Origin of the sequence: Nocardia sp. NBC_00508, from assembly GCF_036346875.1 — a bacterium.
In the GTDB taxonomy this organism is placed as follows: Bacteria; Actinomycetota; Actinomycetes; order Mycobacteriales; family Mycobacteriaceae; genus Nocardia.
In genome coordinates this window covers 5642314-5666366 of sequence record NZ_CP107852.1, presented here as the reverse complement: position 1 = coordinate 5666366, position 24053 = coordinate 5642314, and the positions used below count along the sequence as shown (strand labels likewise).

At 68.6% G+C, this 24053-nt stretch carries 24 protein-coding genes; 8 read left to right on the top strand and 16 right to left on the bottom strand.

Going from position 1 to position 24053, the window contains the following annotated elements; genetic code table 11:
- Nucleotides 1-9: 9 nt before the first annotated feature.
- The 4 genes from OHA40_RS25300 to kdpF all read right to left on the bottom strand — a co-directional run bounded on the left by OHA40_RS25300 (nt 10) and on the right by kdpF (nt 5000).
- On the bottom strand, nt 10-879 hold the full coding sequence (locus tag OHA40_RS25300) for a potassium-transporting ATPase subunit C (protein WP_330229365.1): 870 nt from the start codon (nt 877-879) through the stop codon (nt 10-12).
- A 1-nt stretch (nt 880) separates the two neighbouring features.
- Complete coding sequence (gene kdpB, locus OHA40_RS25295) at nt 881-2938, bottom strand: potassium-transporting ATPase subunit KdpB (protein ID WP_330234365.1); 2058 nt, start codon at nt 2936-2938, stop codon at nt 881-883.
- A gap of 100 nt (nt 2939-3038) precedes the next feature.
- On the bottom strand, nt 3039-4709 hold the full coding sequence (gene kdpA, locus OHA40_RS25290) for a potassium-transporting ATPase subunit KdpA (RefSeq protein WP_330229364.1): 1671 nt from the start codon (nt 4707-4709) through the stop codon (nt 3039-3041).
- Nucleotides 4710-5000, bottom strand: a complete 291-nt coding sequence (kdpF, locus tag OHA40_RS25285) for a K(+)-transporting ATPase subunit F (RefSeq protein ID WP_330234364.1) — start codon at nt 4998-5000, stop codon at nt 4710-4712.
- Nucleotides 5001-5171: 171 nt separating this feature from the next.
- On the opposite strand from kdpF, the gene OHA40_RS25280 reads away from it, so the two are divergent.
- The 8 genes from OHA40_RS25280 (at nt 5172) to OHA40_RS25245 (ending at nt 12061) form a co-directional block, all read left to right on the top strand.
- Nucleotides 5172-5297: a hypothetical protein gene (locus tag OHA40_RS25280; RefSeq protein ID WP_330234499.1), complete on the top strand. Its 126-nt coding sequence runs from the start codon at nt 5172-5174 to the stop codon at nt 5295-5297.
- A gap of 102 nt (nt 5298-5399) precedes the next feature.
- Nucleotides 5400-7946, top strand: coding sequence for a sensor histidine kinase KdpD (locus OHA40_RS25275; RefSeq protein WP_330229363.1), 2547 nt, complete (start codon nt 5400-5402; stop codon nt 7944-7946).
- Between the two features lies 1 nt (nt 7947).
- Complete coding sequence (locus OHA40_RS25270) at nt 7948-8682, top strand: response regulator (RefSeq protein WP_330234363.1); 735 nt, start codon at nt 7948-7950, stop codon at nt 8680-8682.
- Between the two features lie 99 nt (nt 8683-8781).
- Entirely contained in the window at nt 8782-9249 is a 468-nt protein-coding gene (locus OHA40_RS25265) for an OsmC family protein (protein WP_330229362.1), read from the top strand.
- A complete protein-coding gene (locus tag OHA40_RS25260) occupies nt 9249-9527 on the top strand; it encodes an acylphosphatase (protein ID WP_330229361.1) in 279 nt (92 codons plus the stop codon). Before OHA40_RS25265 ends, OHA40_RS25260 begins: the two co-directional genes overlap by 1 nt.
- A gap of 31 nt (nt 9528-9558) precedes the next feature.
- On the top strand, nt 9559-10380 hold the full coding sequence (locus tag OHA40_RS25255; protein WP_330229360.1) for a hypothetical protein: 822 nt from the start codon (nt 9559-9561) through the stop codon (nt 10378-10380).
- A complete protein-coding gene (locus tag OHA40_RS25250; RefSeq protein WP_330229359.1) occupies nt 10381-11547 on the top strand; it encodes a glutathionylspermidine synthase family protein in 1167 nt (388 codons plus the stop codon).
- 58 nt (nt 11548-11605) lie between these two features.
- Entirely contained in the window at nt 11606-12061 is a 456-nt protein-coding gene (locus OHA40_RS25245) for a DUF350 domain-containing protein (protein WP_330229358.1), read from the top strand.
- Nucleotides 12062-12144: 83 nt separating this feature from the next.
- Here the strand turns inward: OHA40_RS25245 and OHA40_RS25240 are convergent, their stop codons facing one another.
- The 12 genes from OHA40_RS25240 to OHA40_RS25185 form a co-directional block, all read right to left on the bottom strand.
- The gene (locus tag OHA40_RS25240) at nt 12145-12333 is read right to left on the bottom strand and encodes a hypothetical protein (protein WP_330229357.1); all 189 of its coding nucleotides are present in this window, start codon (nt 12331-12333) and stop codon (nt 12145-12147) included.
- A 95-nt stretch (nt 12334-12428) separates the two neighbouring features.
- The gene (locus tag OHA40_RS25235; protein ID WP_330234362.1) at nt 12429-14540 is read right to left on the bottom strand and encodes an amylo-alpha-1,6-glucosidase; all 2112 of its coding nucleotides are present in this window, start codon (nt 14538-14540) and stop codon (nt 12429-12431) included.
- A 14-nt stretch (nt 14541-14554) separates the two neighbouring features.
- Nucleotides 14555-15721, bottom strand: coding sequence for a glycosyltransferase family 4 protein (locus OHA40_RS25230; protein WP_330234361.1), 1167 nt, complete (start codon nt 15719-15721; stop codon nt 14555-14557).
- Between the two features lie 370 nt (nt 15722-16091).
- Nucleotides 16092-17198, bottom strand: coding sequence for a winged helix DNA-binding domain-containing protein (locus OHA40_RS25225; protein WP_330229356.1), 1107 nt, complete (start codon nt 17196-17198; stop codon nt 16092-16094).
- Nucleotides 17199-17291: 93 nt separating this feature from the next.
- Nucleotides 17292-18830, bottom strand: coding sequence for a PstS family phosphate ABC transporter substrate-binding protein (locus OHA40_RS25220; protein WP_330229355.1), 1539 nt, complete (start codon nt 18828-18830; stop codon nt 17292-17294).
- Nucleotides 18831-18935: 105 nt separating this feature from the next.
- Nucleotides 18936-19997 (bottom strand): PHP domain-containing protein, encoded by a 1062-nt coding sequence (locus tag OHA40_RS25215; RefSeq protein ID WP_330229354.1) that lies wholly within the window; start codon nt 19995-19997, stop codon nt 18936-18938.
- Nucleotides 19998-20000: 3 nt separating this feature from the next.
- A complete protein-coding gene (locus tag OHA40_RS25210) occupies nt 20001-20582 on the bottom strand; it encodes a dihydrofolate reductase family protein (RefSeq protein ID WP_330229353.1) in 582 nt (193 codons plus the stop codon).
- A gap of 63 nt (nt 20583-20645) precedes the next feature.
- The gene (gene mutM, locus OHA40_RS25205; RefSeq protein ID WP_330229352.1) at nt 20646-21506 is read right to left on the bottom strand and encodes a bifunctional DNA-formamidopyrimidine glycosylase/DNA-(apurinic or apyrimidinic site) lyase; all 861 of its coding nucleotides are present in this window, start codon (nt 21504-21506) and stop codon (nt 20646-20648) included.
- A 1-nt stretch (nt 21507) separates the two neighbouring features.
- Complete coding sequence (gene rnc / locus OHA40_RS25200; RefSeq protein ID WP_330229351.1) at nt 21508-22221, bottom strand: ribonuclease III; 714 nt, start codon at nt 22219-22221, stop codon at nt 21508-21510.
- 22 nt (nt 22222-22243) lie between these two features.
- Nucleotides 22244-22426, bottom strand: a complete 183-nt coding sequence (gene rpmF / locus OHA40_RS25195) for a 50S ribosomal protein L32 (protein WP_039799574.1) — start codon at nt 22424-22426, stop codon at nt 22244-22246.
- A gap of 53 nt (nt 22427-22479) precedes the next feature.
- Nucleotides 22480-23109, bottom strand: a complete 630-nt coding sequence (locus OHA40_RS25190; protein WP_330234360.1) for a YceD family protein — start codon at nt 23107-23109, stop codon at nt 22480-22482.
- 97 nt (nt 23110-23206) lie between these two features.
- A complete protein-coding gene (locus OHA40_RS25185; RefSeq protein WP_330229350.1) occupies nt 23207-23953 on the bottom strand; it encodes a DivIVA domain-containing protein in 747 nt (248 codons plus the stop codon).
- Nucleotides 23954-24053: the final 100 nt, after the last annotated feature.

Genomic DNA, 24053 nt, shown 5'->3' with positions numbered 1-24053 from the left:
GGGAGGCGATCAGGCGCGGTACGGGTAGCGGCGGTCCAGCTCCAGGTTCAGCTCGAGAACATTCACGCGCGGCTCGCCGAGGAACCGCAGAGTCCGGCCGTCGGTGTGCTCGTCCACCAGAGCGCGCATCTGCTCCTCGGACACGCCGCGTGCCTCCGCGACGCGAGCCACCTGGATGGCCGCGTACTCCGGGGAGATGTTCGGGTCCAGCCCGCTGCCGCTCGCCGTGACGGCGTCGGCAGGCACCGCCGGGTCGGCGGATGCCTCGCCGTGGATCGGCACGATGCGACCGACCGAGTAGTCCTGCCCGGGCCGGGCGCATTCGACCCGCACCCCGCGGTAGGTGTCGAGGAACGGCCGCGCCGGGCAGGCCTCGTTGACGCTGACCACCTGCACCGGCTGCGACACGCCGCCGTCGGCGTCGCGCGGACCGATCACCGAGAGCACCGCGCCCACACCGTCTTTCGTGCAGAACGGGCGGCTGCCGTCGGCCCCCTCACGGTCGCCGACCTCCTCGCTCCGCGTGCACACCAGCGTCAGCAGGCTCTCGCGCGACTCGGTATCGACGATGTCCTCCGGGCCGAGATTGCTCGCCGCGGTGGACAGCGGGTCGTACCCGTCACCTGCGGCGGACGGGCGGCTCTGGAAGTACTGCACCAGAGCGGCGCCGTCGGAGTCGGTGAACGACTGCCCGATCAGGCTGGAGCCCACGGTCGCCGCGTTCGCGTCGACCAGCGAGCCTTCCGCCTTCTCACGCAGTCCGGGCAGCTGCGCGACCGCGAAAACCGCCAGCGGATACACGATTCCGGTGATCGCCGTGAGCACGAGCAGCGCGCGCAGTGCGGCGACATGTTGCCGGATCAAAGTCGAGAAGCGCATGTCAGGACATCCCAGGGAGGAATTGGACCACGAGGTCGATGAGTTTGATGCCGAGGAACGGCGCGATGATGCCGCCGAGCCCGTACAGGGTCAGATTGCGGCTCAACAGCTTCGAGGCGTTCGACGGCCGGTAGCGCACGCCGCGCAGCGCCAGCGGGATCAGCGCGATGATGACGACGGCGTTGAAGATCACCGCGGACAGGATCGCCGACTGCGGGCTGGTCAGGCGCATGACGTTGAGCAGATCCAGGCCGGGGAACAGCGTCACGAACAGCGCGGGAATGATCGCGAAGTACTTGGCGATGTCGTTGGCGATGGAGAACGTGGTGAGCGCGCCGCGGGTGATCAGCAACTGCTTGCCGATTTCCACGATCTCGATCAACTTGGTCGGATCGGAGTCCAGATCGACCATGTTGCCCGCTTCTTTGGCCGCCGAGGTGCCGGTGTTCATCGCGACGCCCACGTCGGCCTGGGCCAGGGCGGGCGCGTCGTTGGTGCCGTCGCCGGTCATCGCGACCAGGCGCCCGCCGTCCTGCTCCTTCTTGATCAGCGCCAGCTTGTCCTCCGGCGTCGCCTCGGCGAGGAAGTCATCAACGCCCGCTTCGTCTGCGATCGCCTTGGCGGTCAACGGATTGTCGCCGGTGATCATCACCGTGCGGATGCCCATCCGGCGCATCTCGTCGAACCGCTCCCGCATGCCCTGCTTCACCACGTCCTTGAGGTGGATCACGCCGAGCACCCGCGCCGCGCCGTCGACCACTTGGCCCACGACCAGCGGCGTGCCGCCCGCGGCGGAGATGCCGTCGACGGTCGCGCCGAGTTCGCCGGGCACCGCACCGCCGTTGCCGCGCACCCATTCGGTGACCGCGCTCGCCGCACCCTTGCGCAACTGGCGGCCGTCCAGATCGACGCCGGACATCCGGGTCTGCGCGGTGAACTCGACCCAGTGCGCGTGGGTCAGCTCGCCCGGCGTACGTTCACGCAGCCCGTGGGCCTGCTTGGCGTAGACGACGATGGAGCGGCCTTCCGGTGTCTCGTCGGCCAGGCTGGAAAGCTGTGCGGCGTCGGCCAATTCGTCCTTGCTCACGCCTGGGACCGGGACGAAGTCGGCGGCCTGTCGGTTGCCGAGGGTGATGGTGCCGGTCTTGTCCAGCAGCAGCGTATTCACGTCGCCCGCGGCCTCGACGGCACGGCCGGACATGGCGAGCACGTTGCGTTGCACGAGCCGATCCATGCCCGCGATGCCGATGGCCGACAGCAGCGCGCCGATGGTCGTCGGGATCAGGCACACCAGCAGCGAGACCAGCACGATGCCGGTGACGCCGTGCACGTCCAGCGCCGAGCTGTCCGGCACCCCTGGGTTGTTCGCCTTGCTGAAGATCGCCAGCGGCTGCACCGTGACGACGGCGAAGACGAAGATGATGGTCAGCGCCGCCAGCAGGATGTTCAGCGCGATCTCGTTCGGCGTCTTCTGCCTGCTCGCGCCCTCGACCAGGGCGATCATCTTGTCGATGAAGCTCTGACCCGGTTCCTGGGTGATCCGCACGACGATCCGGTCCGACAGCACGGTGGTGCCGCCGGTGACCGCGGAACGGTCGCCGCCGGACTCCCGGATCACGGGAGCGGACTCGCCGGTGATCGCCGACTCGTCCACGGAGGCGATGCCCTCCACCACGTCGCCGTCGCCGGGGATGACCTGGCCTGCTTCGACCACGACGTGATCACCGGGACGCAGTTCCGGTGCGCCGACACGCTCTTCGACCGCCCGCGCGCCCGGCGCCCAGTCGACCAGCCGCCGCGCGACCGTGTCGGTCTTTGCCTTGCGCAGCGTGTCGGCCTGCGCCTTGCCCCGGCCTTCGGCGACGGCCTCGGCCAGGTTCGCGAAGATCACCGTGAGCCACAACCACACGACGATCGCCCAAGCGAAGAAGCTCGGATCCACCAACGCGAGGATGGCCGACCACACCGCACCCAGTTCGACGATCAGCATCACAGGGTTGCGCCACAGCGTGCGCGGATCGAGCTTGCGGACCGCGTCCGGCAACGAGGTCAGCAGCATCTTGGGGTCGAGTACCCCGCCCTGGACGCCCTTGCCCCGCCGCGGCCGCTGGGATTCGGGCTCCGCGGAGACGTTCTTTTCGATGACGGGACTGGACATGTCAGTGGATTCCTTCGGCGAGCGGCCCGAGCGCGAGCGCGGGCAGGAAGGTGAGCGCGACCAGGATCACCGTCACACCGACGACCATGCCGACGAACTGCGGCCGGTGCGTCGGCAAGGTGCCGATCGACTCGGGGGTGGTGCCCTGCTGCGCCAGCGAACCGGCCAGCGCGAGCACGAAGATGATCGGCAGGAAGCGGCCGCAGACCATGGCGAGGCCGAGCGCGGTGTTGTACCACTCGGTGTTGCCGGTCAGGCCCGCGAACGCCGAGCCGTTGTTGTTGGCCGCCGACGTGAACGCGTACAGCACTTCCGACAGGCCGTGCGGCCCGGAGTTCAGCATGCCCGCCCGTTGCCCGGGCAGCGCCATCGCAGTGGCCGTGCCGACCAGCACGATCAACGGGCTGATCAGGAAGTACGAGGCGGCGAGCTTGATCTCACGCGGCGTGATCTTCTTGCCGAGGTATTCCGGTGTGCGCCCGACCATGAGGCCCGCGACGAACACCGTGATCACCGCCAGGATCAGCATGCCGTACAGGCCCGATCCCACGCCGCCCGGCGCTACCTCGCCCAGCTGCATGTCGAACAACAGCATCATGCCGCCGAGGCTGGTGTAGGAGTCGTGGAACGAGTCGACGGCGCCGGTCGAGGTCAGCGTGGTCGAGGCGGCGAAGGTGGCCGAATCCGGCACGCCGAAGCGCTGTTCCACGCCTTCCATCGACGCGCCGATCGCGGTCGGCACGGTCCCGTGGTGCTGCAGCTGGAACAGGTTGGTCAGCGTCACGCTGAGCAGTGCGATCGTCCCCATCACCGCGACGATCGCGTAGCCCTGTTTGCGGCTGCCCACCATCCGGCCGAAGGTGCGCGGCAGCGAGAAGCTGATCACCAGCAGCAGAAAGATCTCCAGCCAGTTGGTCCAGGCGGTCGGGTTCTCGAAGGGGTGCGCCGAGTTGGCGTTGTAGAAGCCGCCGCCGTTGGTGCCCAGTTCCTTGATCACCTCTTGGCTGGCGACCGGTCCGCCGGTGATGGTCTGCTGGGTGCCGTTCAGCGTCTGCGCCACCTGATCGTGCAGGTGGAAGTTCTGGATCACGCCGCCCGCGACAAGCACGATCGCTGACACGAACGCGATCGGGAGCAGGATGCGCAGCGTACCGCGCACCAGATCCACCCAGAAGTTGCCCAGGTCGCCGGTGTGCCTGCGGGCGAACCCGCGCACCAGCGCGACCGCCACCGCCATGCCGACCGCCGCAGAGACGAAGTTCTGCACCGCGAGACCGGCCATCTGCACCAGATGCCCCTGGGTCGATTCACCGGAGTAGTTCTGCCAGTTCGTGTTCGTCACGAAGCTGACCGCGGTGTTCCAGGCCAGCGCGGGCGTCATCTCGGTCGCCGGATCGTTCAGGTGCAGCGGCAGTTTGCCCTGCACCAGCTGGAAGAAGAAGAGGAAGAGAATGCCGATGGCCGAGAAGGCCAGCGCGCTGCGCGCGTACACCGGCCAGGTCTGCTCGACTTCGGGTTGCGCGCCGATCGCGCGATAGATGAGGCGCTCGGCGCGAGAATGCTTGCGGCCCTCGTAGACCCGGTACATGTAGTCGCCCAGCGGTACGTGCACCAGCGCGAGCGCCAGGACCAGGGAGGCCACGAAGGCGATCCCCGCGGTTGTCGTGCTCACTCAGAACCTCTCGGGGAACAGCAGCGCCGCGACGAGATAGATCGCGACACCGACAGCGAGAACCAGACCGATCAGATTCGCGGTCACAGCTTCTCCACCCCGCGCTGTACCAGTCCCAACAGCGCGAACACCGCGATGGTGAGCGCCGTGAACACCACGACCGACATGACTCGTCAACCTCCATCCGCGCGCCAGGTTCGGCGCGTCAGAGCGAGTGAAGCGTCCACACGGCTGTCTCGACGGCTTCCTGACGACTTCTTGACGCCCGGGTCCTCGGCATTTGCGGTTCATTGACACGCCGGACAACGCCGCAAGTATCGCGTCAAAGTACGCGGCCGAACTGTCAACACACCGTAAAGATCGAGGTCGGCACCCGCTACGAAGGTAGAAGTGGAGAGCCGGCCAGGCGGAGGACTCCAACGCGACCGGTGTCATCCGCTGGGGAGGGAAGAGAGGATCGTCATGTCGGCAGTAGCCATTGTCGTCGGATTCGTCTGCTGCGCGCTGATCATCCGCACGCTCGCGACGCGTGAACAAGCGCGGTACTCCCAACCTGTCGTAATCGAACTGGAGGGTGCGCGGCGGTGACCTACGAGCAGATCTGGGGAGGGATGCGCGGGTACCCGCACAGCACTTCGGATCGGCCGGGGTCCGCTGGGCCGGAGAGGCGCGACGCGCGATGATGAACGCGTGAGACGCGGTCAGTTGCGGATCTACCTCGGCGCCGCGCCGGGAGTCGGCAAGACCTACGCCATGCTGGGCGAGGCCCACCGACGGCTGGAGCGTGGCCGCGACGTGGTGGCCGCGGTGGTCGAAACGCACGGCAGGGAGAAGACCGCGCGGTTGCTGGAGGACATCGAACGCATTCCGCCGAAGTTCATCGAGTATCGCGGCAGCACCTTCGCCGAACTCGACGTCGAGGCGGTGCTGCGGCGCGCCCCCGCGGTGGTGCTGGTCGACGAGCTGGCGCACACCAACACGCCGGGCAGCAGGCACGAGAAGCGCTGGCAGGACGTGGCCGACCTGCTCGGCGCGGGCATCGACGTGATCTCCACGGTCAACGTGCAGCACCTGGAGAGCCTCAACGACGTCGTGGAACAGATCACCGGCATCCAGCAGCGCGAGACCCTGCCGGACGCGGTGGTGCGCGGCGCGGACCAGGTGGAGCTGGTCGACATCACGCCGGAAGCATTGCGGCGCAGGCTTTCCCACGGCAACGTGTACGCAGCCGAGAAGATCGACGCGGCGCTGCGCAACTACTTCCGGCCGGGGAACCTCACCGCGCTGCGCGAACTGGCGCTGCTGTGGCTGGCCGACCAGGTCGACGCGGCGCTCGCCAAGTACCGGGCCGACCACAAGATCACCGAGCTGTGGGAGGCGCGCGAGCGCGTCGTGGTCGCGGTGACCGGCGGGCCGGAATCGGAGACGATCGTTCGCAGGGCCAGCCGCATCGCCACCAAGGCCAGCGCCGACCTGGTGGTGGTGCACGTGGTGCGCGGCGACGGCCTGGCCGGGGTCTCCACCGAGCGTCTGGCCCGGCTGCGCGAGCTCGCGGCCAGCCTGGACGCCTCGCTGCACACCGTCACCGGCGACGACGTGCCCACTGCCCTGCTCGAATTCGCTCGCGATGCGAATGCGACCCAGCTGGTGCTCGGCACGTCGCGGCGTTCGCGCTGGGCGCGGATGTTCGACGAGGGCATCGGCTCCACGGTGGTGCAGCTCTCCGGCAAGATCGACGTCCACATGGTGACGCACGAGGAGGCCCACCGCGGCTTCCGTCCCCCTGCGCTGCGCCTGCGCCGCCCGGTGTCCGCGTGGCTGGCCGCGGTGCTCGTGCCCGTCCTGGTGTGCGCGCTCAGTGCCGCGTACCTGGACGACATGCTGGATCTCGGCGGGCTCAGCGCGGTGTTCGTGGTCGGCGTCGTCGCGGTGGCGCTGCTCGGCGGCATCGTGCCCGCGTCGTTATCGGCGCTGCTGTCCGGTGTGCTGTTGAATTGGTTCTTCGCGCCGCCGCGCTACAGCCTGACCATCGCCGAGCCGAACAGCTTCATCACCGTGGTGGTGCTGCTCATCGTCGCCGTCGCGGTGGCCGCGCTGGTCGACCTGGCCTCGAAGCGAACCAGACAGGCGCGCAAGGCCTCTCGGCAAGCCGAGCTGCTGACCATGTTCTCCGGCGCCATCCTGCACGGTGCGGATCTGCCCAAGCTGCTCGAGCAGATCAGGGAGACCTTCGCCCAGCGCGCGGTCGGTCTCGTGGCAGGCGACCGGATACTGGCCGAGGTCGGCGACGATCCGCCACGACTGCCCTCGGACGCGAACACCGTGGTCGAGGCGGGCGACGCCCATCACTGGTTGCTGCTCGCCGGCCGTCCGCTGGCGGCGGCCGACCGGCCGGTGCTCAACGCGGTGGCCAACCAAGCCGTGGGGCTGGTGCGACAGGCGCGTCTGGCCGAGGAAGCCAGCGCCGCCGCGGCGCTGCTGGAGGCCGACCGCCTGCGGCGGGCGCTGCTCTCGGCGGTCAGCCATGATCTGCGCACTCCGCTGGCCGGAGCCAAGGCGGCGGTCTCCAGCCTGCGCAGCGACGACATCGAGTTTTCCGCGGAAGACACCGCCGAACTGCTGGAAACGATCGAGGAGTCGGTGGATCAGCTCACCGCGCTGGTCGGCAACCTGCTCGACTCGTCGCGGCTGGCCGTCGGTGTGGTCACGCCGCAGCTGCGGCGGGTGTACCTCGATGAAGTGGTGCACCGGGCGCTGGTGAGCGTCGGGATGGGCGCCCGGGGACTGCGACGCGCGGCGATGGACCGGGTCAAGGTCGAAGTCGGCGACGTCTCGGTGCGCGCCGACAGCGGCCTGCTGGAACGGGTGCTGGCCAACCTGCTGGACAACGCGCTGCGGCACGCACCGCGCGACAGCTCGGTCCGGGTGACTGCCGAACGCACCGGCGACCGCGTCTCGATCACCGTCGTCGACACCGGCCCCGGCGTGCCGCCCGGCGCCGAGGAGCAACTGTTCGAGCCGTTCCAGCGCCTCGGCGACCGGGACAACACCACCGGCGTCGGGCTCGGTCTCTCGGTGGTGCGCGGGTTCGTGGAGGCGATGGACGGCACGGTGCACGCCGAGCCGACACCGGGTGGAGGATTGACCATGCTCGTCGATCTGCCCGCCGGCGAGGCGCCGAGCTCGGACGGCGTGAGCGGCGCTGTGCCACACGAGACGATGAGCGCAGGTGAGTGAGGTGTCCCCGACGACACAGGAGGCGGCGGTTGTGACGAAAACGCCCGAGGCGGTGGCGACGAAGGTACTCGTGGTCGATGACGAACCGCAGATCGTGCGCGCGTTGCGGATCAATCTGTCGGTCCGCGGCTACGAGGTGATCACCGCGGCCACCGGCGCCGCGGCCCTGCGCGCGGCCGCCGACCGGCATCCGGACGTGGTGATCCTCGACCTCGGCCTACCCGACATGGACGGCATCGAGGTGCTCGCCGGGCTGCGCGGCTGGACCTCGGCGCCGGTGATCGTGCTGTCCGCGCGCACCGACTCCACCGACAAGGTCGAGGCACTGGACGCGGGCGCCGACGACTACGTCACCAAGCCGTTCGGCATGGACGAGCTGCTGGCGCGGCTGCGCGCCGCGGTCCGCCGCGGCGCCGCCGACGGCGACTCCTCCGCCCCCGTCGTGACGACCGCGTCGTTCACCGTCGACCTGGCCGCCAAGAAGGTGACCAAGCGCGGCGAGATCGTGCATCTGACCCCGACCGAGTGGGGCATGCTCGAGATGCTGGTGCGCAACCGTGGCAAATTGGTCGGGCGACGTGAACTGCTGCGGGAGGTGTGGGGCCCGTCCTATGCCACCGAAACGCACTATCTGCGGGTGTACCTGGCCCAATTGCGGCGCAAGCTGGAGGACGATCCGTCCCACCCGAAGCACTTGCTCACCGAGGCGGGTATGGGCTACCGCTTCCAGGAGTAGTAATCCCGCCCACCAGTGACCTGCCGCGCGGAATGGCGCGGCAGGTCATGGCGTTGCCAGGCGCGAGCCGATCGCGACGAGAATGGCAGGATCGAACCCATGGCTGAACAGACCGATACCCCCGCCACCGCCACCCCGGCGCCGATCGCGCAGGGACCGACCACGCTGTGGGTCGAGCGCACCGGAACCAGGGCCTACACCGGCCGCAGTTCCCGCGGCGCCGAGGTCCTGATCGGTTCGCAGGGCGTTCCCGGTGTGTTCACCCCCGGTGAGCTGCTGAAGATCGCCCTGGCCGCCTGCTCGGGACTGAGCGCGGACTTCGCGCTGTCGCGCAAGCTCGGCGATACCTTCGACGCGACCATCCGGGTCTCCGGCGATGCCGACCGGGAGAACGAGGTCTACCCGCAACTGGACGAGGTGTTCGAGCTCGACCTGAGCGAACTCGACGACGAGGCGCGGGAACGGTTGCTGGTCACGGTGCAGCGCGCGATCGACAAAGTGTGCACGGTGGGCCGGACGCTGAAGGCGGGAACGAAGGTGACGCTGTCGTTCGACATCGAGGCCTGATGAACGACGCCGTCCGGTTGAGCGCGTGGGTGCACGGCCTGGTCCAAGGCGTGGGTTTCCGCTGGTGGACCCGCTCCCGCGCGCTGGAACTCGGGTTGGTCGGGCGCGCGACCAACGCCCCCGACGGCCGGGTGCACGTGGTCGCGGAGGGCCCGCGTCCCGCCTGCGAGCGGTTGCTCGACCTCTTGCGTTCGGGGGATACACCTGGTCGGGTGCGGTTGGTTGTGGAAAGCTGGGAGCCCGCGCGGGGTGATGTAACGGGTTTCGAGGAGCGGTAGTGGTGATTCGGGCGACAAGGGGGGCACAGCGGTGAGTACGCGGAATCCGGGTGACGGCAAACGTCCAGACGACGCCGAGTCCGAGCGACCGTCCACGCCGGAGCAACCTGCCGAGGACCAGCCGCCTGCGCCGCCCGGATCAGCCGACCGAGAAGATCGGTCGCGGCCGGCCTCCGGCGGCACGGACTGGTCGACGCCGGTGTCCGCACCGAGCGGAGCCCCTGAACCGTCGGAGATCGACTGGTCGACGCCGAGTTCGGTGCCCGCCCGGCAGGAGCCGTCGGGGGTCGCCGGTTCCGATCAGCAGCCCGCCGAGCCCGAGCGGCGCGGCAGCATGCAGCGGCAGGAACCAGGCGTCACGCAGCCGCGACCGCCCACGGTGGCCGAGGCACGGGCCAGAGACAAAGCGCGCAAGCGCGCCGAAGAAGAGCGGCGCGCGGCCGCCGCGGCCGAGGAGTCCAAGAAGCGCAAGCGCAAGCGGGTCATGATCGGCGGTGTCGCCATCGTCGGCGTCGCCGGTCTGGTCGGCGGCGGCTACCTGGCCTATCGCGCCCTGACCGCGCCGGACCGGGTCACGGCGCAGTGCGTGAAGACCGAGAGCGGCCAGGAGGTCGTAGTCGACGACTCCTACTGCGGCGAGGGCCGTCCCGGCTACACCAGCGGCGCGCCGGGCGTGATCATCCTCGGCGGCGGACCGCAGTACCGCTACTACTACGGCGGCACCGGCACCATCGGCAAACCGCCCACCGGCGGCACCACGATCAAACCGAAGAACGCCGAGATCAAGACCAAGAGCGGCACCACGATCCAGCGCGGTGGGCTGGGCAGCAAGAGCACCGGCGGAGGATCGTAGATGCGCCGCGTACGGGATACGCCCCGGCCGGGCTGGCAGCAGGTCATCGAAAGCCAAGGCTTGGTCTACGGTTCCCCGGGACGGGATGCGAGCGGGCAGCCGCGGCCGTACTGGGACGAATCGGTCCATTACGAGTTCGAGATGCCGGAGATCCTCGCCCTGGAGGCCGATGTCGAACTGCTGCATTCGATGTGCCTGAACGCGGTGGAACACATCGTGCTCACCGAGCGGTTCGCCGATTTCGGCCTGCCCGAGTGGAGTTGGGGTCCGATCGCCGAATCCTGGAAACGCTCCGACCCCTATGTCTACGGGCGCTTCGATCTGCGCTATGACGCACGCCGCCCGGCGAAACTGCTGGAGTACAACGCGGATACCCCGACCTCGTTGCTGGAGGCGGCGATCGTCCAGTGGCACTGGCTCACCGACCGCTACCCCGGCGGCGACCAGTGGAACTCGTTGCACGAGAAGCTCGTCGAACGCTGGAGCGCGCTGCGCGACCTGCTGCCCACCGCGCACCTGCACTTCACCTGGTCCGGTGCGGACGCCACCGGCGAGGACAACGTCACGACCGCCTACATGCAGGAGACCGCCGCCGAGGCCGGTTTCGACACCATCGCACTGCCGATCGAGGAGGTCGGCTTCGATTCGGAGCTGGAGCATTTCGTCGACCTGGCCGAGGCGCCGATCGAGGCGATCTTCAAGCTCTACCCGTGGGAATGGGCACTCGACGACGAGTTCGGCAAGCGCGTCGTGGACAGCCTGCCGCAGACCATGTGGGTCGAACCGCTGTGGAAGACGTTGCTGAGCAACAAGGCGATCCTCGCGGTGCTGTGGGAGATGTACCCTGGCCACCCGAACCTGCTGCCCGCCTATCTCGATCAGCCGCATGAGCTCACCGAGTACATCCGTAAGCCGAAGCTCGGACGCGAGGGCGCGAACATGACCATCGTCGGCGCAGGCTTGGAGACCGCCACGGGCGGCGTCTACGGCGAAGAAGGCTACGTGTACCAATTGCTCGACCCGCTACCGGAGTTCGACGACATGCGCCCGGTGCTCGGCGCGTGGATCGTCGGCGATACCGCGGCCGGTCTCGGCATCCGGGAGACCGCGGGCCTGATCACCGACGACGGCTCCGCCTTCGTTCCGCACCGCATCATCACCGACTGAGCATCGACATGCACGAATCCATCTCGGCCGCACGCCGACCCATTTCGGAAGGATCAAGATGACCGCAGTCGCCCTGGAATCGGGGTACTGGAGCTCGCTGGGCGAGGGGGTCGGAGCGATCGTCCTCTACGCCCTCGTCGGCTTGGTGCTCATGCTCGTCGGCTTCTACGCCATCGACATGACCACGCCGGGCAAGCTGCGCAAGCTAGTAGTGGCGGGCAAGCCGAACGCCATCATCGTGACCGCCGCGGGCATGATCAGCATGGCGTTCATCGTGGTGCTCGCCATCTTCTCCGTCGGCGGCGGCGGCAAGCTCTCCGAGGGCCTGATCGCGGCGCTGGTGTTCGGCCTGGTGGGCATTGTCGCGCAGGTCATCTCGGTGCGGGTCATCGAGCGGGCGCTCGGCATCGATATCGGCGCCGCGTTGCACGCGGAGACCTACACCGCCGAGGTCCTCGTCGTGGCGGCCGCGCATTTCGCGCTCGGGCTGGTCATCGCCTTCGCGATTCTGTAGCGATCACCGCCGCGGCATGCGGAGGTGATCGGTCGGTGCGCTCACATCCGCCCGCTGGCCGCTGCGCGGTGAAAGCCGTGAGGTCAGTGGTCGTCCAGATGCTCGAGGCAATATGCCGCCGCCGCGAGATACTGGCGGCACTCCGGGCCGTGACCGGCGTGCACGCTGCGAATGAACAGCGCCCGGTCGAGGTCGAGATCGGTCGAGGGCTCCGCGGCGCAGTCCCGGTGCTGCGTGCGCCACAGATCCTGAGTATCGAGCGATGTCTGCATCGTGCACCTCCCATGCCTGTGTCAGTACGAGAAGGCTTGCCAACATCCTTACGCCGGAGGCATACCCCTTCGCGCCCCTCGGCAACCCGGCCGGGTCATCGGGTCACCAATCGCCAGTCGTCGGGCAGGCGCGCCGCGGTGATCTGGCTGCCCTGCACCTCCAGATCGACAGTGATCGCGCCGAGCCGCAACGCATGCAGTGAGATCTTGCCCCACCTTTCCGGGACGTGCGGGCGCACGGTCAGCGTCCGGGCGGGGACGTCCGGCTCGAGCCCGAGAAACGCGCGCACCAGCAGCAGCGGCGCGGCGCTCGCCCACGCCTGCGGCGAGCAGGAGGTCGGATACGGCACCGGGTTGGCGAACCGCGAACGGGGAAAGCCACAGAACAACTCCGGCAGCCGCCCGTCGAACACCGCTGCCGCGTCCAGCAATCCGGTGGCCAGCTGCGTCGCGACTTCGACCGCGCCCGGCACGTGCTGATAGCGCAGGAGGCCCGCTACCGCGATCGCCGTGTCGTGTGGCCAGACCGAGCCGCAGTGGTAGCTCATCGGGTTGTAGGCGCCCATGTTCGACGCCAACGTGCGCAATCCGAACCCGGAGTCCATCTCCGGGCCCGCCATGCGTTGCACCAGGTCGGCCGCGTGCTCGTCACTCGCGATGCCCGACCACAGGCAGTGCGCCGCGTTGCTGGTCAGCGCGTCGACCTGCCGCTTGCCACCGTCCAGCGCCACGGCGTACCAGCCGCGGTCGGGCAGCCAGAACTGCTCGGCGAACTTGCCGCGCAACTCCTCGGCGCGCTCCCGCAATTGGCCGGCCAGCCGCCTGTCGTCGTATGCGTCGGCCAAGTCGGCCCTGGCCAGCAGCGCCGCGTGTACATATCCCTGCACCTCGCACAGCGCGATGGGCGCCTCGGCGATATGCCCGGTGGCGTCGTTGATTCCGTCGAAGCTGTCCTTCCACCCCTGGTTGATCAGGCCGCGGTCGGTCGCGCGGCGGTATTCGACGAAACCGTCGCCGTCGCGGTCGCCGTAGTCGGTGATCCAGTGCAGGGCGGCGTCGGCCGCGGGCAGCAGTTGCCGGATCACCTCCGGATCCGCGCCCCAGCGATGACATTCGGCGAGCAGCATCACGAACAACGGGGTGGCGTCGGCGCTGCCGTAGTAGATGTTGCCGCCCAGCACCTGACCGCCCGACGGACCGCGGCGCATCTCGTGCATGATGCGTCCCGGCTCCTCCTCGGTGAGCGGATTCACCTCCTGCCCTTGCAGTTCCGCCAACTGCTGCAGCGTGCCGAGCGCCAGGTCCACTTCCAAGGGCAGCGCCATCCATGCGGTGAGCAGGCTGTCGCGACCGAACAGGGTCATGAACCACGGCGCGCCCGCGGCGACGAACGGCCTGGCGTCGCCGGATTCGTCGTGCATCTGCAACGCGCCCAAGTCGCTTTCGGTGCGGCGCAGCACTCGGGTGAGCACCGGATCGGACGCGACGATGTCGGTGGCGGTGTCCCGCCATGCCTCGATCTTGCGGCCCGGCGCGCTGATTCCGTAGTGCTCGCCGGGAGCGACCGCTTGGAAGCGCTGATTGCCCAACGTGGGCTGGGCGATGATCTCGGTCTGCCAGCATTCGCCGACCGGCACGATCACCCGCCAGACCAGCGTGCCCGGCATCACCTGGGGTTCCACTGTCGCCGAGACCGAGATCCCGCGCGTGCGGTCGGCGTGATCGTGCAGCACCAGCTCGCCGTCGGCCACCGTCACGTCGGCCCTCGCGTGTCCGGCACGGCCTTCCTTCACCGCGAACAGGTCGACGAAATCGGCGTCCATGTGCAGTTCCAGCAGCACCGCCGTGGGCTCGCGGCCCATGTTCTCCAGCGTCAGCAGCTCGTGCATGCCGTCGGCCACGATCCGTTCGCGCACCACCAGCAGCGTGCTGTCGGCCAGGCCCGCCTGCGGCGGCCTGCGCAACACGAACCTGGCGGCGAACGCCTCCGGACTCAGCACCGAAAGTGGCTCGGCGGGTTTGCCGTTCACCAGCAACTCCCAGCGGGACAGCACGCGCGCGTCACGGAAGAACAATCCGTGCGGCTTGCCCGGCTCCACATCGCCGAGCCGGTTCGACAGGCAGAACGTGCCGCCCTCCACCAGGGTCACCGAACCGCACCCCCCGAACCCGGTCGCCTCACCGGAATTCAGGGGGTCGGGACTCAGCGGTCGGGTACCGGTCACGCCAATCCGCTCGCCGCGATTCGCACCGGCGCGGTAGCGGTCACGCCGGTGTCGACCGGCACCGCGCCGAACCGCTTCTTGGACCGCAACAGCCTGCGATACACCTGCTCATAACCGAAGCCGAGCGTGTCGGAACCGAACTTCGCCTTCACGTGTGCCCGGCAGGTGTACGGGTCCATCGTCCGAACCTCGTCGATCGCGGCGGGCAACTCGGCGGGATCGTCACAGATGCGGCCGGTCACGCCGTCGACGATCACCTCGGACACCGCCCCGCCGCGCAGTGCGACCACCGGTGTGCCACAGACCAGGGATTCGATCATCACCATGCCGAACGGTTCCTCCCAGCGAATCGGGAACAACAGGCAACGCGCATTGGCAAGCAGCTTACGCTTGGCCGTCGCGTCGGCGAGGCCGAATAGATGGTCGTTGTCCGTCAGCAGCGGCCGCACCTTCTCCTCGAAGTATGCCTGCTCAGGTCGTTCGCTGCACTTACCCGCGAGTACCAGCGGGATGCCTGCGGCATGCGCGGCCTCCAGCGCCAGGTGCGGGGCCTTGCACTCGCTGAACCGGCCGAGGAACAGCGCATAGTCGTCCTTCTCGACGCGGAACGGCCAGTCGTCGACGTTCAGCGCATTGTGCACGCGCCCGGACCAATTCAGTCCCGCCGCGAGTGCGCGCTGGCGGTCGCTGATCGCCACCAGCGCCACGTCATCACCCAAATCCTGGTAGTACCGGTAGATGTCGTCCTCCACCGGACCGTGCACGGTCAGCACGGTGGGCAGCCCGAGGCGCTGGAAGACGGACGCGTTGAGCGGGCCCGCGAAGGTGTGGTCATGCACCAGGTCCACACCCGATGTCGCCGCGAGCTTCTCGACCGCGCGGCGCACCCGCAGCGCGTGCACGACTTCCGGAAACGGCTCCCCGAGACGCTCGGGCACGGCTCGATCCCACACCGGCACGAACCTCGCCTTGGTGCCCGGCTCCCCCGCCCCGAACAGGGTCACGTCGTGCCCGCGGGCCACCAATGCGTCGACCAGATCGGCGACCACGGCCTCGACACCGCCGTATGCCTTGGGCGGTACGTCGAAGTACGGTGGCACCACCATCGCGATGCGGAACGGACCGCTGGAATTGTCTGTCGACAAGTAGTCGGACGACGCCATCGGCAGATCGGACGATGCGCTCTGCCCCGAAAACGGCACGGAAATCGCGCTCATGACCCTCCTTCCAGGGACAACCACGTAGCACTCGCATTCACCCAGCACTCGGAGTACCGGGCGCCGAACTGAACTAAGTGGCCGCCGCGGCGGGGGTGAAGACCTTGCTGCACCGCCGTCCATGGGGCTTGGTTGGCCTGGTCACGCCGCTGACGTGATCAGGGGGGCCGACTGGGAGGTACCTCAGACAGGGTTCTTCAAACCAATCAGTTTGGGAAAAATCCCCTCGCCCAGCGTTTCATCAGCAACCGATGGGTAGTCCGGTGGGCCGGTTATGCCCGCCCGGCCTCGGACGACGCTTCCGAAGCGCCCGTTGTCAACCCTCGATGACAATCTCCGGATCCCGACTCGCCGTTGCATCCCCGCCCGCCGCGATGAACGACAGCAGATCCTCGGCTTCGGTGCGCACTGCCGCTTCGTCCGACGGCGACAGTGGATGCCACGGCTCGATGCGCAGTGTGGCGCCGTCGAGCGACCAGCGGCCGTGCACGAAACCGTCGACCAGATACATGGGCACGCCCGCGGATGCCTCCTTGGCGGTGCGTTTGCGGTCTTCCTCGCTGATGATCCTGCGGCGGTCCTTGTGGCCGAGCAGCGCGTTGTCGAAGGCGGGCAGAAAGCGCACGGGCACAGGCAGATCCGGCTCGGCCACGGGCGCGTCGGGTAGGTCGAACAGCACACGATGCTGGTCGTCGGTGAATACCCGCAGCTTCGTGCGCATCTCGTCGACGACCTCGGCCAATCGGGTGACGCCCGCCCACGCCTGCATGTCCGCAACCGTGGCGGGGCCGAACGCGGCCAGGTAGCGCAGCACCAGGGTCTCGGGCTGCGGTGCGGCGGCCATGGGAGCGCCGATCCATTCCTCGGCCGATCCCACCGTGACGTACCGGTTGCGCCACCGTCCCCACGCACCGGTCTCCGGGCCGTGCACCAACGGGACCAGCAGCTCGACGGTCTCGGCCAACCGACGGGTATGCCGGTCCGGGAAGTGCTCCGCGAGCAGCTTGCCCAGGTCGCCGCGGCTCAGCAGCTGTCCGGCCAGCAGTTCGCGTCCGGCCGCGGCGAGCGCGTCCAGGTCGACGCCGTCGATCTCATCGCGGAAGTACGGCGCCTTCAGCGCGGCGTCGACCACCGGCTGGACCGTGGGCCGCAACCAGCGAAAGTCCGCGGCGTCGGCAAGATGCACGGTCCGGCGGATCATGGTGGAGCGCACCAGCTGACGGTCATGCAGCAGCGCGGCCAGATCGTCGTGCCGGAACGTCGCCAGACGCGACCACAGTCCTACATAAGGCCAGTTCGGTTCCTGGCCCTGCACCGCGACCAGATGCCGGACGAGTTCGAACGGAGTCAGCGCCACCTTCTCCACCAGTTTCTGGCGGACCAGAAGCGTCCGATTCAGTTCGCGCAGCGAGAGTTCCGTCATGCGTCCATCCTCGCCGAGCCCACCGACAGATCGGCGGTCGCGGCAGCGGTGCGATGGCGTTGTGCCGCACCGCGCGGGACGAACCGCCGGGATTCACCGGTCGGGTAGGCAGCGACCGGGGTCGGGCAGGTCGGCGCACGGCGCGTTGCCCTGCGACCGCAGCACCTCCTTGCCGGTCTGATCGGTCAGGAAGTGCAGGAAGCTCGCGGCGAGCGAGTCGCCGGGCAGTTCCCCGTTGCTGTAGGCGTACTCGACGCCCCAGAACGGGTAGGTGCGCCGCACGGCGGCGTCGCGGTCGGCGCCGACGCCGTCGATCGCCACGGTGGGCAGTCCCGCGTCGATCGCTTCGGAGAACTCCGCGTAGCCGATGGCGCCGCGAATTCCGGCCACCGCCTTACGCATGTCCGCGGTGACCTGCACGTCGCAGTGCGCGGGCGCGGTGATGACCGTGTCCTTGAGCGCCGTGCAGCTGAGGTGCGGGCGGTCCGGTTGTGCGCCGTCGAGCAGCCTGCGCTCGAAGGTGTTTCGCGAACCCGAACCGGGAGTGCGGTTGACCAGCACCACCGGCAGGTCCGGACCGCCCACCTCGCGCCAGTTACCGATCTTGCCCCGGTAGAGATCCTGGATCTCGGCGACGGTCAGGTCACTCACACCGACGTCGGGATGCGCGATCATGGTGAACAACGACAGCGCGAGCGGACGGTGCACCAGGGTCGGGTACCCGCTGCCCTTGGCGCCATCGCTGATCGCGAGCAGACCTGGCTTGCCCGCGCCCTCCTCGGCGAGCCGGTCCAGACCATCCTCGGTCCCCTCGAAGTCGAACGCGAATTCCGCTCCGGTGCAGCGCTTCCGATACTGTTCTGCGGCCTCCTGGATCACCGGGCCGAAGGCCGACGACCCGATCACGGTCAGCTTGCCCGACGCGCACTCCAGTGGTGTCGGCGACGGCTCCTGCCAGACCACCACGAGCAGGAACCCGATCACCAGTACCAGGGACATCGTGAACGCGATCAGCCGTCGGGGCGTGCCCGCCCGGGTTTCGATGATCCGGCCGCCCTTGATACCGCCGCGCAGCACCGGCTCCGGGTAGCTCCCCGCGCCGTCGGAGCGTTGCAGGATGGCCAGGATCTTGTAGTGATCGTCCTTGCGTAGCGGCACTTTCGGCAGATCGATCACGCCGATGTGCCCACCGGTGTCCTCGCGCACGTCGATGCCGGAGTTGCGGCCGAGGTGGTCGGCCAACGCCGAAGGATCGCTCAGCTCGTTCACCGCCATGCCGATCACCCGGCGCTGCGGAAAATGCAGGTGCAAACCGATCTGCTGGCCCGGCGCCGTGTAGTCCTCGGTGTCGATCCGCGTAATGCCCGCGTTCTCGATGCGCACCAGGACGACCGAGATGTCCTTCAGGTCCGGGCTCGCGCCATCGGCGGGACGCAGCTGGGTGAGCACGCCGGGAAACCTCGACTCGATCTCGCCGGTGACCGGCGTATCCATCTGCACCCGGTAGCCGAGCCTTTTGCTGCCCGCGAAGACGAACTCCCGAAGGAAGGCGGCGAGCGCTACGGCGAGAGCCACCACCGCGACGACGGTACCGATAAGCTCCAGAACGGTGTCGAGCGGCAAGTCGCCCACCAGTTGATCTCCCACTCCCCGCGAACCACGTGGCACTCATTCTCGGCGCCGATCATGTTCCGGCACATCGTGATCCGAATTGTTCGGCAACCGTTAACCCGGCGGTCACGCTCCGGCACGGGTCCATGCCAGCAGGTCGGCCAGCGGCCAGGCGTTGATCACCCGTTCGGCCACAACACCATTCGCGAGCGCGCGCTCGCATCCGTATCCTTGCCAGTCGAGCTGTCCGGGGGCGTGTGCGTCGGTGTCGACGGCGAAGTGACAGCCCATTTCCACAGCCAAGCGCAGCAACCGCGAGGGAGGATCGAGTCGTTCGGGCCTGCTGTTGATTTCGACGGCGGTGCCGTAGGTGCGACACGCCTCGAAGACCACCTCGGCGTCGAACGTCGACTCCGGCCTGGTGCCGCGACCACCCGTGACCAGGCGGCCGGTGCAGTGCCCGAGCACGTCGACGTTGGGATCGGCGACCGCGTACGCCATGCGCTTGGTCATCGTCGCGCTGTCGTCGCGCAGATGAGAATGCACGCTGGCCACCACGATATCCAGCCGCGCGAGCAGGTCCGCCCGCTGGTCGAGAGTGCCGTCGTCGAGGATGTCGACCTCGATGCCGGTGAGAATGCGGAACGGCGCCATCCGGTCGTTGAGTTCGGCGACCACGTCCAATTGCTTGCGCAGCCGGTCGGCGGACAGGCCGTTGGCCACGGTCAATCGCGGAGAATGGTCGGTCAGGGCGCAATATTCGTGGCCGAGCGCCGCCGCGACGCGCATCATCTCTTCGATCGGGCTACCGCCGTCCGACCAGTTCGAGTGAGTGTGCAGGTCGCCGCGCAGCCGTTCGCGCAACGGCTTGCCCGGCTCCCCGATCGGCTGTGCCGCGGCCCGCAGCTCGGCGAGATACCGCGGCACCGCACCGGCGTACGCCTGCTCGACAACGGCCGCGGTCTTGGGTCCGATGCCCGTGATCTCCTGCCAGCTACCCGCTGCCCGATGCGCCTCGCGCTCGTCGGCGGTCAGCCCGGCCACGACATCGGCGGCGCGCCGGTAGGCCTTGACCCGATGGGTTTCCGCTCGGGCACGTTCCAGCCAGAAGCCGATCTCCCGCAACGCCGCCACCGGCCCGGGCGCCGCGGCGCGGTCCGGTGTCCCGCTCGGATCCTGGTCGGGCACCGGCTATGCGATCCGGCTGTACTTGAGGAAAGCCACGCCGTCCTCGAACACCGTGCTGGTGATCACCCGGAACTTGGCCGGTTCCGGCAGCCGTGGTCCGGCGCCGAACAAAGGGCGTCCGCGACCGAGCACGATCGGGTACAGCTTCAGGAAGATCTGGTCGATCTCCGAGAGCAGCACCTGCGCCAGCTCACCGCCGCCGCACAGCCAGATGCCCAGCCCGCTTTCGCGCTTGAGCGCCCTGACCTTCTCGACCGGGTCCGCGGAGATCAGCTCCACGGCGGGATCGGGGCTCTCCGGCAGCGTGGTCGAGACCACGAACTGCCGCAGATGCGCGTACGGGCTCGAGGTGCCGGTGCGCACGCCGAAGTCGTGCGTCTTGCGCCCCATCAGCACCGTGTCGAAATAGCGATTGCGCTGCTCGACCCCGATCGCTTCGCGCACCTTGGTCGGCAGTGTCTCCGGGTACTGCGCGGTGATCGCCGGGCCGTGATCGCCGCCGACCGGGAAGAAGTCGACCGAGCCCTCCTCGGTGGCGATGAATCCATCGATGGTCGAGGCGACGTAATAGGTGAGCTTGCGCATGCTTCCTTCCTCACGGTCGGGTGACATTCCGAACCGCCCTGAGGAAACGGTAACTCTCTCGCGCTACCGGCGGCGCGGCTTCGGCTGGCAGCGCGGGCAGGAGTACGACGAGCGGTTCATGAACCGATCCCGGATGATCGGCGCGCCACAGCGGCGGCACGGCTCGTCCTCCCGGCCGTAGACGGCGAGGGAGCGTTCGAAATACCCGGACTGACCGTTGATGTTCACATACAGCGCATCGAAGGATGTGCCGCCCGCGTGGAGCGCTTCCCCCATCACCACGCTCACCTCGGCGAGCAGGCTGCGCACGGCGGGCCTGGACAGTCCCGCGGCGATCCGCTCCCCGTGCAGCTCGGCACGCCACAGCGCCTCGTCGGCGTAGATGTTGCCGATACCGGAAACGACGCTCTGATCGAGCAGGACGCGTTTGATCTCGCTGCGCTTGCCCCGGACGACGGCGACCACGGATTCGACGTCGAAACGCGGGTCCAGCGGGTCGCGGGCGATGTGCGCGACCGGCTCGGGCACCAGGGTGCCGTCCACCTCGACCAGCGGGGCGAGCGCCCAGCCGCCGAAGGTGCGCTGGTCGACGAAACGCAGTTGCGTGCCGTCGCTGAAGGTGGCGCGGATGTGCGCATGCTTCTCCAACGGCGCGTCGGCGAGCTGGATCAGCATCTGACCGCTCATCCCCAGATGCACCACCAAGGCGGCTTCCGGGTCGTCGAAGGTCAGCCAGAGGAATTTGCCGCGCCGCTCGGCCGCCTCGACCGTCAGGCCGGTCAGCCGCGCGGCGAGATCGGCGGCGCCTTCGAGATGGCGGCGGACCGAGCGGGGATGGGTGATCGCCACCGATTCGACGACCCGGCCGACCACATGCTCGGCGAGGCCACGTCGAACCACCTCGACCTCGGGAAGTTCGGGCACGTCAGGTTTCGGCGGTCAGCGCCTCGTAGGCGGCGCCCGCGGCCTTCTGTTCGGCGTCCTTCTTGGACCGGCCCACACCCTGCCCGTAAGCCCGGCCGCCGATCACCGTGGTGGCGGTGAACTCCTTGTCGTGGTCCGGCCCCGTCGAGGTGATCTCGTAGCTGGGCACGCCGAGACCACGCTCGGCGGTGAGTTCCTGCAGGCTGGTCTTCCAGTCCAAGCCGGCGCCCATGCGCGGGCCACGCTCCAGCAACTCGGCGAACAGCCGCAGCACCACCGAGCGCGCCACCTCGATACCGTGCTGCAGATGCACGGCGCCGAGCAGCGACTCCATGCCGTCGGCGAGGATGCTGTCCTTGTCCCGACCGCCGGTGAGCTCTTCGCCCTTGCCGAGTAGCAGGTGCGCACCGAGGCCACCTTCGCCGAGGCCGCGGGCGACCTCGGCGAGCGCGCGCATGTTCACCACGCTCGCGCGCAACTTGGCCAGCTCACCCTCGGTCTTCGAGGGATGTTCGTGATACAGCCGCTCGGTGATGCTCAGCCCGAGCACGGAGTCGCCGAGGAACTCGAGACGTTCGTTCGTCGGCAGACCGCCGTTCTCGTACGCGTACGACCGATGCGTCAGCGCGAGGCGCAGCAGCCCGGGCTGCAGCTCGACGCCCAGCGCGGCGAGCAGGCTCGCATGTTCACCGGACGAGTCGGGTTCGTCGGTCACGTCGCTACGGAAAGTCGAACGATCAGACCGCGGCGGTGACCTGGCGGCCCTTGTAGGTGCCGCAGGATGGGCAGGCGATGTGCGGCAGGGTCTTCTCGCCACAGGCGCGGTTCGGGCAGGTGATCAGGGTCGGCGCGGCGGCCTTCCACTGGCTGCGCCGCGACCTGGTGTTGGAACGGGACATCCGGCGCTTGGGAACGGCCACGACTACTTCTCCTCTGTCTTTATTGCTTTGCCGGTTCGGCTGATCTGTCTTGCTCAGTGGTCTCGGTCGGCGGCACCCTCGTCGGGGCTGCCGGTGCCGGGCGATCCGGAGGCGAACTTAGCCAGTCCGGCCCAGCGAGGGTCAAGTATCTCATGTGTGTGCTCGGATCCCGCAATCGCCATCCGTACGCCGCATTCCGGGCACAGTCCTGCGCAATCCGGCGTGCACAGCGGCTGCAGCGGGAGCTCGAGGCCGAACGCGTCGATGACCACGGGCTCGAGGTCGATGGTGTCGTCGACCAGCCGGTAGACCTCGTCCTCCTCGGTGGTCTGCTCGGTGGTGCTGTCCGGATAGGCGTACAGCTCGGTGACTCGCACGCCGACCTCGCCGGTGAACGGCTCGAGGCAGCGCGAGCACTCCCCTTCGGTCGGCGCGGTCACCGTTCCGGTGACCAGCACACCCTCGGACACCGCCTGCAACTGCAGGTCGAGCTCCACCGCCGCGCCCACGGGGACGGCCATCAGATCCAGGCCGATCCGCGCCTGGGTGGTCACGGTGCGGCGCAGCTCGCGCATCGTCCCCGGCCTGCGGCCGAGGCTGCGGGCGTCCAGCACGAAAGCCGCGTCCGGCATCCGGCGCTTGGCCGAACGGGAACGCGACGCGGAACCGGAACCGGCGGACATCACGAACTCACTCACGATCGGGGGGGACATGGGCAACCACTCAACAATACGCGACCACCCGGTTCTCACCCAAAGCGGCTGATCATGACGGGTGCCGCTACCTGCGGAATTCGGTGGCGTAGTCGGGTGCGCCCGCCCCGCTGCGCAACTGGTGCCGCCCACGGCCGACCGTGCGCAGCGTGCTGGTGAGCGTCTCCTCGAAATCGGCCAGCCGGGAGTCGACGTAGTGGTCGCATTCCTCACGCAGCCGATCGGCTTCGGCGTGCGCGGCATCGATCACCCGGGCCGATTCGGCATGCGCGGCGCGCACCACCTCGGTCTGCGTCACCAAGCGCTCCTGCTCGGCGAGGCCTTCGGCGACGGAGCGTTCGTAGGCGGCCTTCCCCGCCTCGATCATCCGCTCCGACTCGGTGCGCGCCCGGCCGGTCACCGCCTCGAATTCGGCGTTGCCATCGGCCACCACGCGATCGGCCTCCTCCTGCGCGGAGGTGACCAGGTGGTCGGCGTGGGCGCTCGCCTCCGCGACCATGCGGTCGGCGTGCGCCTTGGCGTCGGCCAGGATCCGGTCGGCCTCCTCGCGGGCCGAGCCGATGGTGCGCTCGGCCTGGTCGTTGGCGCCCTGCACCGTGGTCTCGGCCCCGGACCTGGCATCGGAAACGATCTTGTCCCGATGATCGAGCACGTCCTGGGCGTCGTCGAGTTCACCGGGCAGCGCGTCACGGACGTCGTCGAGTAGTTCGAGCACGTCGCCGCGCGGCACGATGCAGCTGCGGGTCGGCGGGATGCCGCGCGCCTCTTCGACGATGGCGACCAGTTCGTCGAGCGCTTCGAATACGCGATACATGCTCACTACCCTCCTGCGGACTCACGGCGAAACCCAGTGTGCCCCTCGTCACGGCTCGTGCCGAATCACTTTCCGGTGTGTCGCGGCAATGTCTCGCACA

Bases quoted from the DNA above. Each gene is read 5' to 3' on its own strand.
- OHA40_RS25210 (WP_330229353.1), bottom strand. From the start codon at position 20,582: ATGCGCAAGCTCACCTATTACGTCGCCTCGACCATCGATGGATTCATC.
- OHA40_RS25300 (WP_330229365.1), bottom strand. From the start codon at position 879: ATGCGCTTCTCGACTTTGATCCGGCAACATGTCGCCGCACTGCGCGCG.
- OHA40_RS25185 (WP_330229350.1), bottom strand. From the start codon at position 23,953: ATGTATCGCGTATTCGAAGCGCTCGACGAACTGGTCGCCATCGTCGAA.
- OHA40_RS25240 (WP_330229357.1), bottom strand. From the start codon at position 12,333: ATGCAGACATCGCTCGATACTCAGGATCTGTGGCGCACGCAGCACCGG.
- OHA40_RS25190 (WP_330234360.1), bottom strand. From the start codon at position 23,109: ATGTCCGCCGGTTCCGGTTCCGCGTCGCGTTCCCGTTCGGCCAAGCGC.
- OHA40_RS25225 (WP_330229356.1), bottom strand. From the start codon at position 17,198: ATGACGGAACTCTCGCTGCGCGAACTGAATCGGACGCTTCTGGTCCGC.
- kdpF (WP_330234364.1), bottom strand. From the start codon at position 5,000: ATGAACCGCAAATGCCGAGGACCCGGGCGTCAAGAAGTCGTCAGGAAG.
- OHA40_RS25260 (WP_330229361.1), top strand. From the start codon at position 9,249: ATGAACGACGCCGTCCGGTTGAGCGCGTGGGTGCACGGCCTGGTCCAA.
- kdpB (WP_330234365.1), bottom strand. From the start codon at position 2,938: ATGCTGCTGACCTCGTTGCCGGACGCGGTCCGCAAGCTCGATCCGCGC.
- OHA40_RS25230 (WP_330234361.1), bottom strand. From the start codon at position 15,721: ATGGCGTCGTCCGACTACTTGTCGACAGACAATTCCAGCGGTCCGTTC.
- OHA40_RS25245 (WP_330229358.1), top strand. From the start codon at position 11,606: ATGACCGCAGTCGCCCTGGAATCGGGGTACTGGAGCTCGCTGGGCGAG.
- OHA40_RS25265 (WP_330229362.1), top strand. From the start codon at position 8,782: ATGGCTGAACAGACCGATACCCCCGCCACCGCCACCCCGGCGCCGATC.
- OHA40_RS25250 (WP_330229359.1), top strand. From the start codon at position 10,381: ATGCGCCGCGTACGGGATACGCCCCGGCCGGGCTGGCAGCAGGTCATC.
- OHA40_RS25280 (WP_330234499.1), top strand. From the start codon at position 5,172: ATGTCGGCAGTAGCCATTGTCGTCGGATTCGTCTGCTGCGCGCTGATC.